Genomic DNA, 16,642 nt, shown 5'->3' with positions numbered 1-16,642 from the left:
CTGCATCAGTGAAGTCGCTGGAATACGCCATTAGCATTGGATTTTAGATGCTGAGGAGTACCTTAATTCAAAACCTCATAAGATGTCAAATGGGTTCTATAAGTGAAATTATCAGCAGCTGCGGTACGAAAAATCTCTGTCCACATATTTGCTCGTTGCTGATAGGATAAGTTTGCCAGAAAATCGGCTGGCATTAAATCACAATATGTTGTTCGCCAAGCATCTACTTGTATTTGTGCGATCGCAGATGCATCAGCTAAAATTGCCTCTCGGATAATCACAAATTTTTAACCCATAAGATTTATGTAAGATTTCTGGGTGATACCAAATAAGATTGCTATACCTATCAGCACTTAAGAAGTTGTATCCTGATTGAGGAACATAAGGGTAATACCGTTTCACTTTAAGTTTGATCCAAATAGACCGTAGGGGAGCAGAGGAGAATTTATTTGTACCATTTATTTGGTGAAATGGGGTAACGGCCAGCCTCGGCAGCAGAACATTTAAAAAGAGGCTTTCTAAATTCGGTCAATTTGCTGATTTAGGAGAAGATCACTATGGCAATCAAAATTGGCACAAATCAAGACAATACCCTCGACGGCACCAAGCGTTCAGACTACATTTTTGGTTTAGACGGTAATGACATTCTCAACGGCTTGGACGGCAATGACTGGCTGTTTGGTGGCAACGGTGACGATAATTTGCTAGGTGGCAATGGTAATGATTACCTCGATGGTGGCAGTGGTAATGATACCCTCAACGGTGGCGCAGGCAAGGATATCTTATTGGGTAGTGAAGGGTCTGACAACTTCATAGGGGGCGATGGCATCGATATTGCAGACTATGCCTTTTTGACTCAAGGCATTACCCTGCGGTTTGAATACGACTACACCACTACTTCCACCTCACCATTTACTTCTGTGGCAACTCCTGCCTTGCGTGTCGGCAAAGATAATCTTCTACCACCTATCTCGTCGCCTACTACTAGCAATAGAGACACTTTAGATGCAGTGGAAACTATTGTTGGTGCTGGGGGAAAAACCAATACAATTAACTTTGCCTTCCAAAACGCCGGGGTTAGTCGCGGTGCTTTTATCCCTGCGACCTCAGCCCCAGCTATCAAAGTTGATCTAGCTGCACAAACACTCACCTATGGTGAAACTACTCTCACTGTGAAAAACTTTACTAACGTTATCGGTTCTCCCAGCAGTGATATTCTGCTTGGCGATGAAAAAGCTAATGTTTTGGACGGTTTGACTGGTGGAAATAATAGACTGGACGGTCGAGGCGGCGACGATACGCTGACAACTTTTGAGAATGATATTCTCACAGGGGGCGATGGTGCTGATCAATTTACTTTGAGGGCTAGTTGGAAGTTGATAGGTGGTCGCACTGGTGTGTCTTTCCAAAGGATTACCCCCAGCAGTATCACAGATTTCACCCCAGGGGTAGATACTTTAGCTGTTGATAATGCTATTGCTGGTTACAGCTTTCCTGAAGGGCCAGAATCAATACGTACTTATAACGGATTTAATTACGATGAAAACGCTAACACACTCGCTACTGGACGTTTAGATGCAGAAAATTTTGTGGTTTTGGGCAATGGTAGCATTACCAGTCAAACCATTTTTGCTTACGACGGCTCAACTGGTGAATTGTTTTATCTGAAGGGTTATTTTAGTATGGCGAAAGTAGCTATTCTAGAGGGCGCACCTACCATAAGTGCAAATGACATACAAGTAATCTAATTTTAGCAGGAGGCAGGAGGCAACGTGATGTTATGCTTCCTCTGCTGCTGGTAGCGGAAAGATTTCACCTGCTAAGTAAGCATCAAAATGCTTTTGGAAGTATAGCCAAGAGGTCATATCCTCCCCTTCTATAAATGCTTTAGGTGCTTGCTTATATAAAGGCACGCGGTGATTAATTTCATCTTGTAGTAGTTGCGGTAATTGGGTTAAACCAGCGACCTTACTACCAACAGCACTATAGATCAGATTACCAGGGCGATCGCTCATTTTCATCCAAGGCAACCATTGACCAATGCGATCCCAACTCAGTCTCAGTTGCGAAACTGAAGTCAATTCTGCGTTAAATAAATCTGCGGTGGGGACAGTTAATTTAAACAATTCCGCAGCTTGATAAGTTTCATAGGGGCTATATTCCCGCAATTTTGGGTCTTCTGCCAAAGGATTTGGATATGTGGGAAAAATATCAAATACAAAAGTGGTAATATCTCCCTCAACTTGCGCCGGAAATTTGCCTTGAAAGTGACCCTGCACCGGATTATTAGCTACGTGAAGTACAGGTACAGTTTCACCTGTCCAAGGGTTTTCCCATTTCTGCAAAATCTCTTCTGTTTCAGGATGTAAATAGTACGTCAGTTCTCTAGAAGTAAAATCCCAGCTACCTGCTTCTACAGGTATACAACGACTGACGCTGACACCAACCATTTTAAATAAGAGTTTTCTTTTCTCTCCAGGAATAAAACTGTAAATTTTACCCTTCCAAGTTAAGAATGTAGATTCGTCCTGTTCGAGAGAAGAACGAGTTTTTACCCAACATTGGGCATCTAATTCTTGAATTTGTGCTACCATTTGGGTTCTCCTAAATTTCTAGTTTGTGATGTAATAAGTTTTTACCTTTTTTCTTAGCACTATACATTAAGTTATCGGCTTTCTCGATCATTTGACTTACTGATGGCGGCGGAGTATTAAAAGTAATTGCTCCAATACTAAAAGTGATAGGCCAATTTTGTTGCTCCATAGTAGCTAAGAGCGTACTTTTTAATCTCTGCAATACTATTCCTGCTACGTCATAGCTAGTACGTGGTAGTAAAATAGCAAATTCGTCCCCGCCAAATCTGGCAATTATATCAATGTTGCGGAGATTGTTTTTTGCGGTATTTGCCACCAAACAAAGCAGGCGATCGCCAACAGAATGTCCAAACTGATCGTTAACTGCTTTAAAATTATCAATATCGAAGTAAGCAATAGTCAAAGGCTCATGATGCCGGAGAGATTTATTAATTTCAATATTTGCTAAATCTAAAAAAAATAATCTATTGGTTAATCCTGTTAAAGCATCAGTTCGAGCCAGCTTCTCTAAATTTTTTAATATAATTTTTTGCTGTGTTAATAAATAATTAGTAAATAGAAAGAAAATTAATACTAAAATTGTATTCCAATAAGGAATAGACGGATCTGAATAATAAATATAATATTTTTGATTTACTATTAAATTAGTAATTACGCTAATCACTGATATTGCTATTCCAGTAAACTTACCAGCAAACCATGTGGCAATACCAATCGGAATTAAATAGAATATAGCGATAAAAATTTCTGGTGGTATGTAATAGTCTAAAGTTCCGATAAGACCTATTAATAAAATGCTGAGAAATATTGAGAATGATTTAGGTATATTCTCTAATATTTGAATTAACTTCATATTTGCCCTCAGCTTAACTGCACGATTTGTTAGCAGTTCCTCGTGGGTTAAAAGCGTACCTTATTTTGCATTTTTTTTCACTAACCCATATATTGTTAAGTTTGTCAATGATGAAAAATAGAGGCTAGGGACTGGAGGTTAGCGGCTAGAGAAGAAAGTTTTTCATATTTGATTGTACGATTTTCCCATATATATATGTCTTGAAAAAGTGCTGAGAATGCTGAGTCAAAATTAATATTTTCTAATCTCTAATCTCTCGCCTCTTTTTCATCATTGCCAATTGCCCACCAAAACATAAGGCGACCAGTAATAAGGATGTGGTGGTAAATTTTGTAAGTCTGGAAAAGGTGGATTCGTTTTGAGAGATTCTAACAATGAAAGTTGAGCCTTTCTCAAAGCATCTGCTTGTTTGGCTCCCGGTTGTTTCAGATTTTGGTAAAATTCACCCATGAATTGAGCCGTGGTAGCATCTCCGACAGGCCAAAGAGTAGCAAGAGTGCTGCGTGCGCCTGAACGCACAGCCATTCCTGCCAAGCCTAAAACAGCCCGTTCATCACCTGTTGCGGTTTCACAGGCACTCAGCACCAATAGTTTTATAGTTGTGCCTGATTCTTTCAGCAAAGCACTTAACTCGTTAATACTGATACTTTTACCATCCCCTGTAATAATAAAATTCTTATCGGGATTAGAACTAAACAGCCCATGAGTTGCTAAATGAATTACAGGAAAATTAAATTTCAACTGTTTTTGGATAGTCTTAGCAGTAAATTGTTGATTAAGTAACTTTTGGGAAGCCGGAAAAGTTTGTTTAATTTGGTCTAATTCCTTCGGCACGTTAACTAGTGCGACAAAATATTCTCCTTGAATTTTAATTTGCTCGCTGACTCCAGCAGCTAAAACCTTTAGTTGTTTTCTTGCTAATTGTTGAGAATTAACCAGTTGCAAGCTAGGCACTAAAGCCACACTATATTTTTCAATAAGATATTTTTCTCCATCATAGAGGGCTGGTATTGGCACTCTCTGCAATCTGCCATTTAATACAAATACTAAATTTTGAATTTGGTTGTTGTCTAACTGTGTCTCAAAAGGTTTAATTAGCCAGTTATAAACTTGTTGAAAAGTTGGTAACAAAATTTGCAGATTTTCTTTTAATTCTTGAGGGTCAGGATTAAAAGTAGATAGGATATTTCGGGCAGAGTTGTTGATAGTAACGTTGTCTAAATAATCATAAAGTTTATCTAGAGTTTCATTAACTTCTTGTTCACTAATGGGAATTGCGACTTCCTGTAAAGGTTTTCCTGAAACGGAAAGGATGACTTCTAAGCGGTCTGGTAAAACAATAGGATAAATTACAGCTGCATGGGAGTCGATATTATCAATTTGGACTGGAATTTCTGTGGCTTCAGAACAGGGATCTTGAAAGAAGTTATCTAGTTCTGCTAATTGTAGAGATTCGATGACTCGACGGGCTAATTCTAAACGAGTTTGCGGTTTTTTGTTCTCAGGTTTTTTCTGCTTCAGACTAGGATTAAAGACGAGCAGAGAATTTAATTCATCATCGCTGAGATTTGATTTCAACAGCAAATCTACTAATTCTATATATACAGGTTTAACTTCTTGCAGAAAGTCAAACTGCACATCTTGATTGTTAGAGTTTAAATCGCTACGCAGGGATTGGAGAGTATTGAACGCAGCAGTATAAGCTGCGATCGCACCTTTATCATCTTCCTGTTTTCGGAATAAACTACCTAACTGAGATTGCCAAAGATAAGTAATTTCCCTCGCATCACCGTTGATATTTTGTTCCTGGGCTAATATTAATGCTTGCCGTGTCAGTTTGGTTGCTTGGCTTAATTGTCCTTGCTGGTAATAAAGTTTGCCCAGATAACCTAAAGCATAAGTTTCGGCGCGTCTATCTTTGAGTGTACGCGCCTGTTGCAGTGCATTCTCTAATACAGGTTCCACCTTATCTGCTTTTCCGCTTTGCAACAAAGATTCCGCAAAGTTAATGTGGGCGTAGATTGCAGCACGGCTGGGAGTTAAAGCGATTAATTTAGGTGCAATCTCATTTTGCAATGCTTGGGCATCTTGATTTAACTGCAACGCTAACCCAGAAACAAAATCTTGAGCGCGTTGAATTAATTTAGCTTCACCAAATCTCTTCCAAGAAGCAATGCGGCGATTAGTTTGATCGCGCCACCATCTTTGAGTTTCTAGTAGTAGCTGGAGGTGATTAAGTTGTGCTTGAATTTTGGTAATTTCTGGTGCTGATGTGACCGTGGTTGCTTGGGTATAGTAGTTAACAGCTTTTTGATATGGTGCTAGTGCATCTTTGATAGATTTACCGTCTATAATTTCCGTTACTACGTCATAGTCCCAGCGATCGCGGATTTGATTGCCCAAGATGCGTTCGGTGTTGCCTAAACTTAGCAACACAGCACTTTTTTCCGACGATTCGGGGAGTGATGACAGACTTAACTGCAAAATTTCTTGAGACTTTTGTAATAATCCTTGTCTGCGTAACACATCACCCAGGCTACGCAAGCCAATCGCTTGAGTTAGACTCAGGGAACTTTGCTTTTGCGTCAGAGTTTTGCGGAGTTCTTCGATTCTAGCTGCACTACAGTCAGGATTTTTGAAGGCAAAAGCTTGGAGTAAAGTCTGGCAAGCTTTGGGGTATAACCCTAAATCTTGCAAAGCCTGGGATTTGTTGATCAGGCTTTTACTCATACCGTCGCGATCGCCTATTTTTTCATAAGCCTCAGCCGCCTGCTGCCATAACTTTGCAGCTGCTTCTACTTCTCCAGAATTGTAGCGTTGTTGACCTTCTCTTGCTAGTTCTAAGGCACTAATAGCTTGTAGATGAGGGGAATTTGGCCAAGCTGGGATAGTAAAACTAGATAGCAGTCCTAACAAAGCTGAAAGGATGAGGACGAAGAAGCGACGACGCTTTTGAGAAATTCTCATGAGCAGGAAGTAGGAAGCAGATACTAGTTGTATGCTAATTTACCACTGCTGGGTAGTGTGTCTCACTATTTCTAAAAATTTCTGCACAGTAGGAGATGTTTCATTGCTGCGCCAAATCATAGCAATAGCGACTTTCGGAGTAGATTCCTCAATATTTTTGTAAACTACACCAGTCCGTTGCAGATTTTGCAAAGATGCTGGCACAATTGCCACACCCATCTCGGCGGCAACAAGGCTAACAATTGTTTGCATTTGAATTGCTTCTTGGGCAACATTCGGGCTAAACCCTGCTTGCTGGCAAAGACTAATAATCAAATCATAAAGTCCAGGGGCTAATTTTCTCGGAAATAAAATGAACACTTCATTTACCAGAGATGCCAAACTTACATAAGATTGATTTGCCAGTTGATGTATTTCTGGTAACGCCACCATCAGCGACTCTTGAAAAACTGTTTCCCAGCTAAATATAGTATCCTCAACAGGAGGACGAATAAAACCTATATCTATCCTGCCTTCTCGTAACCATTCTAGCTGCTGGTCTGTGGTCAATTCGTATAACTCTAAACTTACACCAGGAACATTGTTGCGGTAATCTTTGAGGACTGCTGGCAAAATATTATACGCCGCCGAACTAACAAAACCAATTACTAACTTTCCAACTGCGCCCCGACTGGTTTGTTGCCCAAGTTGAATTGCTTGTTGCAATTGCTGAAAAATTTCCTGCACTTGGATCAGAAAAACTTGTCCTGCTTCTGTTAACTGCACATTGCGTTTTGTGCGGTGAAACAATTCAAAACCTAACTCTGTCTCTAATTGGCGAATTTGTTGGCTAAGGGGCGGTTGGGCAATATGTAATCTTTCCGCGGCTCGTCCAAAATGTAGTTCTTCTGCCAAAGTCACAAAGTAGCGTAAGTGACGTAGTTCCATTGTTAATAGCGACTAATATCTTTTAAATATTAGTTACAGCATAAAAATATATTGGACATAATTAAAAATCTTTTTTACTGTAAATATTAAGCAGTCAACAAGAAGGGTGTGGGGTGTAGGGAAAATCAGTAGGGGCTTCCAATTGGTTGCGGGGCAGGGTGTACAAAATAAAATTTTCTCTCTTCCCCCACACCCTACACCCCACACCCTACACCCCGCCCCAACGGGGCTTGGTCAAACAACCGTCAGGAATTTCACTAGATTATGAATAGTATTTTGACCCCAAAGCATAACTGGGATGCATCCTTGTATCAAGATAAACACGCTTTCGTGTGGCAATATGGCGAAGATTTGCTGCAATGGCTGCATCCCAAACCGGGCGAATTAATTTTAGATTTGGGTTGTGGAACTGGACAACTGACAGCCAAAATTGCCGAGTCTGGTGCTGAAGTGAGGGGAATTGATAGTGCTGCCACAATGATTGAGACAGCTAGACAAAATTACCCGCATTTACGTTTTGAAGTTGCTGATGCCCGTAATTTTCAGATAGACAAGCCATTAGATGCAGTTTTTTCTAATGCTACCTTGCATTGGGTTAAAGAAGCAGATGCCGCGATCGCATCTATATATCAAGCACTCAAACCAAGAGGGCGTTTTATTGCTGAGTTCGGTGGTCAAGGCAACGTCCAATCTATAGTTCAAGCTTTATACAAGGCTTTCGATAAAATTGGTTTATCTAACCCCCAAGCTTTAAATCCTTGGTATTTTCCTAGCATTAGTGAATATAGTACCTTACTAGAAAAACAAGGCTTTGAAGTTACTCATGCTATCTTGTTTGCCCGTCCTACTCCCTTAGTAGACGGTACAGCAGGTATGCAAAACTGGATTCAAATGTTTGGTAGTGCTTTCTTAACAAAGCTGTCTGCGGAAGAACAATTACAAGTGATTCGCACAGTCGAAGACTACCTTCAGCCCACACTTTACCAAAATGGTTCTTGGACAGCAGATTACCGACGAATTCGGATTGCAGCTATCAAAGTTTAGGAAGAAGGCTAAAAAAATAAACTTTCCCAACAGGAAGTAGCTATTCAACATTTCTTCTTCTCTATCAACATTGGTAATGAAATAGTCGATATCAGTAGCCTCAGAGAAAGTCAGAGGCTTCATATTATCTGACCAAGCCCCGTTGGGGTGGGGTGTGGGGTGTAAGGGAAATACAGCCCCAACGCATAGTGGAAGCCCTGCCCTTGAGGGCAATTGTGTTGGCAGGAGATACAGCCCCTTCCAACACCGTCTTCCCTACACCCTACACCCCACACCCTGCTAATGACTATTTCACATTCCTTTAGTTCGGTTCTACCCGCAGATAAAATTGTGTAGCCACAAACTTAGTATCTCTCTTTGTTGGATCTAAGTTGCCAACTACCTCAGTTCTACCTACAGTAATCAAACCTTTACCAAAAATTTCTCTTGTTGCTGCTTCAATTTGTTTTGATGTTGCGCCCGTTTGACTCAAATCAATTGACGCAACTTGAGAAATATTAGGCTGATTCAAAACCAGCTTATCTGTGGAGAAGCAAGGAGTGGTGATACAGACAATGCCATTATTTTTAAGTGCCACAAAAGTACCTTTTGGTGGGGTAGATGTAGCGGCTAAAAAGGCTTCTTTAACTCTCAAATTCCCGAACTCTCCGAAAGCCGGAAATTCCACTGGAACTATGCTACCTCTAAGAATCAGACGGCTACCATCATCATTTTGGATTTTTGCTAGTTGGGAAGGTCCTACTTTCAGAGAACTCCAATCAATTGCAGACACATAGCATTCAGAGCGAAAAACACCATCGATGCAAGGAGTAGCTTTCTGGTTGATTTGCTTGATAAAAAATCCCCCACATAAGGGAGAAGCACATTTGCGAAAATCCCTTCGCACCGTGTAATATCCCCACTGGGGAAAATCTTGATTTTTGACAGTAGCTGCAACAGAATCAGTAGTGTCTGGAGCAGAAATGCTTTGAGCAGATACTTTGGAGAAAAATCCGTTAGTAGCAATTACAGCACTTAATAGGAAAATGAATGGGTATTTGCAGTCAAGTGATCTTTTACTCATGGTATCTTTAAATTTACAGCTATTATGAATATATCTGTATTAATTATACAAGCGACGGAGGCAGTACTTGCTGCTAAATTAGCAATTAGGGCTAAACTTGTTTGCCATTGATTAGTTGAATCTATTCTTAATACAACTAAATCTGGTAAGTGACTTTTTAACCATTGATTAGCTGAGTGACGACTCATTATCCTCTCTGCGCCTCTGCGACTCTGCGTGAGATAAACTCTCCCGTAATTATGCAACGCCCGAACTCCGAATTAATTCCGAAATTCTTTGTATTTCATCAAAATCATATTGTTCAATGAGTGCGCGTAGTTTTTCCGCTATTGGCTGATGAGTTGGCGGAATTTTTTTAATCATTTCGCCAACTAAGTCTGCGTCTACCGTCTTAGCGGCTTGATGCAGGGTGTTACCCACTCTGTAGGCATAATGCTTAAATCTTCTGGTGTGAAGTTTTTGCTGGAAGAAATTCGTCAAAACTTAGAAACACAAGACTTTGATATTGTTCATATTGCTACCCACAGTAAATTCAGTTCGGCTCCTGAGCAAACATACAGCAGTTTTCATCATTACGTAATAGTGACGGACGAGAAAATACCCTCATTGAACTGTTAATTTTTAGTGCCTGTGAAAGCGCAGTTGGTGATAACTGCGCTTTCCTTGGTTTAGCAGGAATTGCGATTCGTGCAGGGGCGCGGAGTACCTTAGGAAAATTAATTCAAATCAACAATACTTCTACCGCAGAATTTATGCAACTGCTGGATGAACAATTTAAAAATCTCTCACTTATCAAAGCCGAAGCCGTAAGAAATACACAATTAGCTTTTCTGATGGACTATCCACCCAGCATAGATTATCGCCGCCCTGCTCATTGGGCAGCTTTTATTTTAGTGGGGAATTGGTTCTCATTAAAAATTTACTGCCACAAGTAGAGAAGCGATCGCTTGTGTCAGCTTCGATCTAGAAATTATAATCTTACGGTCAGTAGACCGAAAAGTTTTTCAAAAGCCTTGCTAGTCATTCATATTTCGCTAGAAATTCAATACGCAGAAACCGCTACAGCATTTTTCATAGCACGTAAGTGTGGCTGTTGGGTAAGTCTGTTTTATTGGAAGTTATTGTGACATACAAGCTATGCTATTACACTATTCTACTCATCTTTATTCTTCTCTTTATTTAAGTTCTAGCAGCCATTACCAGCAGCAACAAAGTCTTACACTACAACATTCTTGACAGGAAAATAGTATAAATCAGTACAAGCACGTAAGCTTTTTATTTTATTCCAGTTTATAAAGAAATAGCAAAAAAATACAAGGGTTGAGCATTAATAAAAACCCTACAAAATATCAAAAATGCGGTTTTTTGAGCCGAATACTTAAAATGGATTTTCTGTGATTAGAAATTAATTAGTAATAACTATTACATCTATTTTAAGATAAATGCTAAAAAATATTAACCGCTCTGTGGATATAAAATATAAAAATTCGCCTAATAGATATGGAGTGGATTTTATATTTTTTGCCAAGAATAAATGGTATTTCTCGTACCATTTATTTTTACAATAAACAAAATTCATCCCCTAAATCAGTAACGGCTAGTTTTTGAGTAATCAAGTTTCAGTTCTCTTGTGTGATCCCTAGACATGACAACCAACAAAAAACAACCACTACATCTCGCTTTCTATGCGTATGCAGTCCTTGCTGTATGCACCTGTTTATCCGTTCTCAGCTTAGATATCTTTAATGTTAAGATTTGTAATGGTATTAATCTTAATACGTTGAAAGCATCAGCCCAATCAACCCAGAAAGCTACATACTATGTTTCGCTGCAAGGTAGGGATAGTAATCCTGGTACATATAGTCAGCCTTGGAGAACTATTAATTACGCAGTAAGTGCAAATTCTCCTGTGAAAGCAGGTGATACAATTCTAGTTCAAGCAGGCACGTACACAGAAATTATCACCCTTGGTAAGTCTGGTAATTCGTCAGGGCATATCCAACTTAAAGCCAATGGAAATGTGATATTGCGCGATCCTGATTCCTTTTATGGTAGCTTCGGAGAGGGTGTCATTCAGTCAGCTGGCAAAGGTTTTTGGATTATTGATGGCTTCCGTATTGAAAATACTTCATGGGCTGGAATTGCTCTGCGTGATGCCAACAATATGATTGTGCAAAATAACCATACTTATCAGACTGGTGCCTCAGGCATAATCATCTTGCCTGCCACCTACTTCAATGGCGGAGAATCAGAAATTACCAGTCGTAATGTTAAGGTTTTGAAAAATACTGTTGAAAGAGCCAACTGGAGATGGAAGGATAACAGTTCTACAGAAGGCACGCAAGAAGCATTGAGTATTTGGGGTGTTAATGGTTTTGAAGTGGCTAATAATACCCTTAAAGAAGGCAACCGCGAAGGTATAGATGCAAAAGTTGGGTCTCGTAATGGTTCTATTCACCACAACATAGTTACTCGTCAAGCCCTAGCTTCTGGTACATATAAAGGCTACAGAGGTGGGCCTGCCATATATGTTGACGGCAATCGGGCGACTAGTTTCAACATTAATATCTATAGCAACACTGTCTACGCAAATACAGCCGATGGAATTGTAATTGCAGACGAAGATCCGAATATTGGAGATGTATATGATATTCGAGTCTACAACAATGTGATCTATGGAAATGGAATGTTAGGCGTTAATGGTGGTGCAGGCATTATCGTTTCCAGAAATGTTAGGAACGTTGAGATAGTAAATAATACAGTGGCTAAGAACGTGCAAGCCATAGTTATCGATGGCTATGCTTTTACCGGTGGGTATAAACCTCAAAATATCAAAGTGAACAACAATATGCTATGCAATAGCACTTACCGTAATGCTTATATAGCCGCTGCAAGCAATATAGCCCTACACAACAACTTATTTACCAATAGTTTTCCAAATATGTATGAACAAGGAGGTGAAGTGCAATCCATGTCTGCTTGGAACAATAATAAAGTGCCATCGGCAGGATTTGTGGATATAAATGGTAACAAATTTCGTCTTCTCTCTACGTCGCCAGCAATTGATGCTGGTTCATTAGATAACACTTCCTACATCAAATTTGACATGGATTATAAATCAAGAATTCGAGGCAATAGCATTGATATAGGTGCTTATGAATTGAAGTAATACCAATTTGAAAAATGATTGAGACATATGGATTGGTAGAACGTAGACTTAGACAATAATGACCAATCCAAAATCTAAAATCCAAAATGGTATAACTTTACCCGTTATCTTGTTGGCGAAGCAAACACTTACTAGTAGTTTGCCCACCCAAATTAGCAGGGGAAAGTTTCAGGGGTAAAGGTAAAAAGGAAAGGGATTTAACAAGAGTTCATCCTTGTCCTTTGTCCTTTACCCTTTCTCCTACCCTCACCCAGCATTAGCGAAAAAAGGAATTTGTTTTTTTAATGATTACGCTACTATTTACAGGAGGTTTTATCTCAATGAGGTAAATTCCTCTAGCCTGTGGCCCCTAAGCGGTTAAGCACCTAATTTACAGTTTAGACCGCAGGGGAGCAGAGGAGAGGGTTTAAGTCATTTATTTACCACAATTTCAATAGTGCAGCTTAAATGCTGATTAGCTTATCTACTTGTACTACACTCAACCGAAAAACGCTGTATGTAATTTTGTTTGCAAACAGCCTCTAAATTTACTACCACAAATATTATTATTTGTTTTTTATTAGTGCAAATTCATAAACTGTTATAGGTTCATTCGTACCAGGATAATCAGTTTTTTCTAGTAATGAATAATTTTGCTGTAATCTTGGCAAAACTTCATTAGCCAAGCTATATTTCATCTTTCCCGAATCACTTCTAACTCCTGCTTCTTGAACAAGAACTAATTTTTGATAACCATTGTCAATCTTGTTTTGAATACGCTGTTCTATATCTGATATCAATGTTGGATTATCCCATACTTTTACATGATCTTGAGGACTAAATATTTCTGGCTTATTCCAGCGACCAACACCATAAAAATTAACTGATTTATCTGCAAAATAATAACCGAATGTAGGACTCAAATAATCAGGATTAATAAGGTAGATAGTCTTTTTGTGATATTTTTTATGCACATCAGCAGCTAGTGACTTTATTCCCGATTTCTCGGTATTTCCTAAAGATACTGCGTATTTTACATTGGGGAAAACAATTGAAATAACCAATAAAATAACTACTATCTGCTTACCAATACGATTAAATTGGCCAATCCAGTAATCATCTATGCGCTGGAAAAGATTAATCACACTACTACTATAGACTACCCAAGCAAGGGGCGTAAAAGGAAACATATAGCGTCCAGCGTAGGAAAGTGCAGCCATCATAATAGTTGTTAATAGAACGCTCAAGTTCAAGATTAATGTATATGTTTTTAGTCGGAAGTTCCATTGGTGAACAAACTGCTGACTACCAGAAAAAAACTGACTCGTTTGAACAATTAAAGCTAAAAAAGTAATTGCTGCTGCAACTTTTTGTCCTATGATTAGAGGTAAAGTATATTTAAAATTTCCATACAATAATTTAGGTCGCATTAACCAAGGTTCTTTAGTCTGCCAAGGAAGACCAGTATGCAGATGTGTCCAGAAAACTTGTAACCACGGCGTAAATAGCAAAAAGATGATTACATAAGCTATAACAAATTCAATTAGACGAATATTTGCTGCACCACGCCATTTTAAGTAAAGAGTAATGATGGCAAGGCTAGCAAGCAAAATCAAACCTGTATACTGTACGTAAAGTAGGGTAGTTGCACAAATTATAAAACCTAATAAATACCACTTTGGTTTTTTATTATTGATCGCTTTGCAGTATAAAAATACTGCGAAACAGCATAGTAACGCTGCTAAAGTGTAAGGACGAGCCTCTTGAGAGTAATAGATAGCCTCTGGTGCAAAAGTAGTTACAGCAGCAGCAATTACTCCAATGGTACGTACACCTATTAGCGAACCTAGTGCATAAGTAGCAGGAATTAGCAATATACCAAAAATGAATGCCGGCAGCTTAAAAATTACATCCTCTGCACCAAACCACTGCATCCATTGGTGCATAATTAGATAAAAACCAGGTGGATTTAGTTCGCTATAGATAACGGTATTAATTACTTCGTGCAAATCTGTTGGAAGTGCATTGAAATAAGTTGAGCTTTCATCTCGCCAAACACCTAACCTGAGGCTTGGTAGACGTAATAGCACACCAATCAACATCAAAATGCTGAGTATAAAATATTGCTGCTTGATATTGTTGCTATTAATAGCCAATCGTAAAAATGTTTTCGATTGCATGATACAACTAACTTAAAAAGTGAAGTAATATTTTTTTGAAACTAACGATCATCTCCTAAATTTTGATATCTAGTTTTCATCAAATAAGCATAACTCATATCATATCTTGCATCAGGCTACTGTAAGTCGCGGCTACACAGGCAAACCCAGCCTATCACGCTTGCACTGCACTTGGCTCACCTGCTATAGCTTCTGTTACTCACCAGCTAAGTTTCAAACTCACCCAAAATTTCCAGATAGTTAATATTTTTCTTCAGTTTATCTTCACGCGCTGAGTTTTACTAAAATCTCTTCAAAACTATGTTTCAGCATCTCTGCATCATTGATCAAACTCTTTCTGGGTGACATCTTTCATTCTTACATTAAAAGAGTTGTATCTTGCTCAAGTGTCACCAATACTTTTAAACGTCTACCCATATTCCTATGCTTTTGGTAGATATCTGCGGTAGAAATGTGCGTATATAGATTGGGATTTTCACTTATTTCTACTTATTCAGGAAATAAGGCGGATTTTCTTTGATTTTGATAACTTTAGCTTTTGGTAAGAGGGTAAATCATAGGAACTTAGGCACGACTGAATCGTATACTCTCCTAAAAAACTTCTGGTGCCAAAACAGATAGAGTTTGTAATTTCTTCACAATTTAAACAGCAAGTATGAAAAATTTATAAAGTTTTGATCAAGCATATACTCTCATTCTTGCTTAGGGAGGATAAGTACTTATGACAGTAAAAAGTACTTGATGCTTGTCTTAGATATTACTAATAATCCAAAAATATGTGGATATAGAGGTAGTTTAAAAAAGCTAAGACTACATTTTCATAAGTACGAGGATTTAACTTTAAAACCTAATTTTATAAGCTAAATGAGTGCGGATTTGGAGAAAAATGAAACAAGTTAAGGTGCTGAATGTAAGTATTGATAATATCACCATGATGGAGTTGTTGGATAAGTTGCAGCATGGTGGTGTTGTTTTCACTCCTAACGTAAACCACATTATTCAATTGCAAAAAAAACAATCTTTCTACTCTATATATCAAAAAGCTGACTACAAAGTTTGCGATAGCAAAATTTTGTTATACGCTTCTCATTTGCTGAATACTCCTATCAAAGAAAGAATAGCAGGTTCAGATTTGTTCCCGGCTTTTTGTAACTATTATCGGCATGATGAGAGAGTCAAAATATTTTTGCTCGGTTCACAATCGGAAGTAGTCAAGACAGCTCAAAGAAATATCAATGCCAGAAGTGGTCGGAATATAGTTGTGGCAGCCCATTCACCATCCTTTGGATTTGAAAAGAACGAGCAAGAATGTCAGGAGATTGTCGATCTCATTAACGCTTCCGAGGCTACAGTTTTAGCAATTGGTGTAGGCGCTCCTAAACAAGAAATGTGGATTGCTAAGTATAAAAAGAAATTGAAAAAAATCAATACTTTCTTGGCTATTGGTGCAACTATTGATTTTGAAGCAGGTTACATCAAGCGATCGCCCAGATGGATGAGTGAAGTTGGACTGGAGTGGCTGTATAGACTCATGAGTGAGCCTAATCGGCTTTGGAAAAGATATCTTTTTGATGCCATACCCTTCTTATTGTTGATATTCCAACAAAGACTGAACCTTTATAGTAATCCTTGGCCTGAGGCTCAGACTGACTTTTCACGCCATATGGACAAGCTAATAGAGAACCTAACCCCCCAGCCTCCTGTCCTCGTAGGAAAGGGAGAGAAGTCCAAGCCTCTGTCCTCGTAGTAGAGAGGTTGGATACCTTGAAAAATAAGATGTGACAATACTACCTTATCTGAACTGACTACCTTAGCCGAAATTGTACACACTGTAGATATACAAATACATAAATATGTATATATATC

General features: G+C 38.8%; 15 protein-coding genes. 6 read left to right on the top strand and 9 right to left on the bottom strand.

Features of this window, described 5'->3' with window-relative positions:
• Positions 1–62: 62 nt before the first annotated feature.
• Positions 63–281, bottom strand: a complete 219-nt coding sequence (locus H6G76_RS29750) for a hypothetical protein (protein WP_190709071.1) — start codon at positions 279–281, stop codon at positions 63–65.
• Positions 282–557: 276 nt separating this feature from the next.
• On the opposite strand from H6G76_RS29750, the gene H6G76_RS37870 reads away from it, so the two are divergent.
• Positions 558–1,748, top strand: a complete 1,191-nt coding sequence (locus tag H6G76_RS37870) for a calcium-binding protein (RefSeq protein WP_190709069.1) — start codon at positions 558–560, stop codon at positions 1,746–1,748.
• A gap of 30 nt (positions 1,749–1,778) precedes the next feature.
• On the opposite strand, the gene H6G76_RS29740 is transcribed toward H6G76_RS37870, so the two are convergent.
• The 4 genes from H6G76_RS29740 to H6G76_RS29725 form a co-directional block, all read right to left on the bottom strand.
• Entirely contained in the window at positions 1,779–2,594 is an 816-nt protein-coding gene (locus tag H6G76_RS29740; protein WP_190709067.1) for a DUF1838 domain-containing protein, read from the bottom strand.
• Between the two features lie 10 nt (positions 2,595–2,604).
• Complete coding sequence (locus tag H6G76_RS29735; RefSeq protein ID WP_190709066.1) at positions 2,605–3,447, bottom strand: GGDEF domain-containing protein; 843 nt, start codon at positions 3,445–3,447, stop codon at positions 2,605–2,607.
• Between the two features lie 270 nt (positions 3,448–3,717).
• A complete protein-coding gene (locus H6G76_RS29730) occupies positions 3,718–6,414 on the bottom strand; it encodes a CHAT domain-containing protein (protein WP_190709065.1) in 2,697 nt (898 codons plus the stop codon).
• A gap of 39 nt (positions 6,415–6,453) precedes the next feature.
• Positions 6,454–7,341: a LysR family transcriptional regulator gene (locus H6G76_RS29725; protein WP_190709064.1), complete on the bottom strand. Its 888-nt coding sequence runs from the start codon at positions 7,339–7,341 to the stop codon at positions 6,454–6,456.
• A 264-nt stretch (positions 7,342–7,605) separates the two neighbouring features.
• On the opposite strand from H6G76_RS29725, the gene H6G76_RS29720 reads away from it, so the two are divergent.
• Entirely contained in the window at positions 7,606–8,385 is a 780-nt protein-coding gene (locus tag H6G76_RS29720) for a class I SAM-dependent methyltransferase (RefSeq protein WP_190709063.1), read from the top strand.
• Between the two features lie 301 nt (positions 8,386–8,686).
• On the opposite strand, the gene H6G76_RS29715 is transcribed toward H6G76_RS29720, so the two are convergent.
• From H6G76_RS29715 to H6G76_RS29705, 3 genes are read right to left on the bottom strand one after another with little or no spacing between them, the layout of a single operon-like run.
• Positions 8,687–9,448, bottom strand: coding sequence for a DUF6748 domain-containing protein (locus H6G76_RS29715; RefSeq protein WP_190709062.1), 762 nt, complete (start codon positions 9,446–9,448; stop codon positions 8,687–8,689).
• Positions 9,445–9,636 carry a hypothetical protein gene (locus H6G76_RS29710; protein ID WP_190709061.1) on the bottom strand — a complete coding sequence of 64 codons (192 nt, stop codon included), beginning with the start codon at positions 9,634–9,636 and terminating at the stop codon, positions 9,445–9,447. Before H6G76_RS29710 ends, H6G76_RS29715 begins: the two co-directional genes overlap by 4 nt.
• A 49-nt stretch (positions 9,637–9,685) precedes the next feature.
• Complete coding sequence (locus tag H6G76_RS29705) at positions 9,686–9,868, bottom strand: hypothetical protein (protein ID WP_190709060.1); 183 nt, start codon at positions 9,866–9,868, stop codon at positions 9,686–9,688.
• 12 nt (positions 9,869–9,880) lie between these two features.
• Here H6G76_RS29705 and H6G76_RS29700 point away from each other — a divergent pair, with 12 nt between their 5' ends.
• From H6G76_RS29700 to H6G76_RS29690, 3 genes are all read left to right on the top strand, one after another.
• Positions 9,881–10,066, top strand: a complete 186-nt coding sequence (locus H6G76_RS29700) for a hypothetical protein (RefSeq protein WP_190709058.1) — start codon at positions 9,881–9,883, stop codon at positions 10,064–10,066.
• The gene (locus H6G76_RS29695; protein ID WP_190709075.1) at positions 10,003–10,383 is read left to right on the top strand and encodes a CHAT domain-containing protein; all 381 of its coding nucleotides are present in this window, start codon (positions 10,003–10,005) and stop codon (positions 10,381–10,383) included. Before H6G76_RS29700 ends, H6G76_RS29695 begins: the two co-directional genes overlap by 64 nt.
• 710 nt (positions 10,384–11,093) lie before the next feature.
• On the top strand, positions 11,094–12,617 hold the full coding sequence (locus H6G76_RS29690; protein ID WP_190709056.1) for a choice-of-anchor Q domain-containing protein: 1,524 nt from the start codon (positions 11,094–11,096) through the stop codon (positions 12,615–12,617).
• Positions 12,618–13,162: 545 nt separating this feature from the next.
• Here H6G76_RS29690 and H6G76_RS29685 read toward each other — a convergent pair.
• Positions 13,163–14,776, bottom strand: a complete 1,614-nt coding sequence (locus H6G76_RS29685; RefSeq protein WP_190709054.1) for a glycosyltransferase family 39 protein — start codon at positions 14,774–14,776, stop codon at positions 13,163–13,165.
• Between the two features lie 886 nt (positions 14,777–15,662).
• Between H6G76_RS29685 and H6G76_RS29680 the strand changes: the two genes are divergently transcribed.
• Positions 15,663–16,523: a WecB/TagA/CpsF family glycosyltransferase gene (locus tag H6G76_RS29680; RefSeq protein ID WP_190709052.1), complete on the top strand. Its 861-nt coding sequence runs from the start codon at positions 15,663–15,665 to the stop codon at positions 16,521–16,523.
• Positions 16,524–16,642 lie beyond the last annotated feature (119 nt).

Origin of the sequence: Nostoc sp. FACHB-152 (assembly GCF_014697475.1) — a bacterium.
Lineage (GTDB): Bacteria > Cyanobacteriota > Cyanobacteriia > Cyanobacteriales > Nostocaceae > Nostoc_B.
This window is presented reverse-complemented; position numbering and strand designations above follow the sequence as displayed.

Coding starts and splice junctions, on each gene's coding strand:
- H6G76_RS37870 (WP_190709069.1), top strand. CDS start 558: ATGGCAATCAAAATTGGCACAAATCAAGACAATACCCTCGACGGCACC.
- H6G76_RS29740 (WP_190709067.1), bottom strand. CDS start 2,594: ATGGTAGCACAAATTCAAGAATTAGATGCCCAATGTTGGGTAAAAACT.
- H6G76_RS29735 (WP_190709066.1), bottom strand. CDS start 3,447: ATGAAGTTAATTCAAATATTAGAGAATATACCTAAATCATTCTCAATA.
- H6G76_RS29730 (WP_190709065.1), bottom strand. CDS start 6,414: ATGAGAATTTCTCAAAAGCGTCGTCGCTTCTTCGTCCTCATCCTTTCA.
- H6G76_RS29725 (WP_190709064.1), bottom strand. CDS start 7,341: ATGGAACTACGTCACTTACGCTACTTTGTGACTTTGGCAGAAGAACTA.
- H6G76_RS29720 (WP_190709063.1), top strand. CDS start 7,606: ATGAATAGTATTTTGACCCCAAAGCATAACTGGGATGCATCCTTGTAT.
- H6G76_RS29715 (WP_190709062.1), bottom strand. CDS start 9,448: ATGAGTAAAAGATCACTTGACTGCAAATACCCATTCATTTTCCTATTA.
- H6G76_RS29710 (WP_190709061.1), bottom strand. CDS start 9,636: ATGAGTCGTCACTCAGCTAATCAATGGTTAAAAAGTCACTTACCAGAT.
- H6G76_RS29700 (WP_190709058.1), top strand. CDS start 9,881: ATGCTTAAATCTTCTGGTGTGAAGTTTTTGCTGGAAGAAATTCGTCAA.
- H6G76_RS29690 (WP_190709056.1), top strand. CDS start 11,094: ATGACAACCAACAAAAAACAACCACTACATCTCGCTTTCTATGCGTAT.
- H6G76_RS29685 (WP_190709054.1), bottom strand. CDS start 14,776: ATGCAATCGAAAACATTTTTACGATTGGCTATTAATAGCAACAATATC.
- H6G76_RS29680 (WP_190709052.1), top strand. CDS start 15,663: ATGAAACAAGTTAAGGTGCTGAATGTAAGTATTGATAATATCACCATG.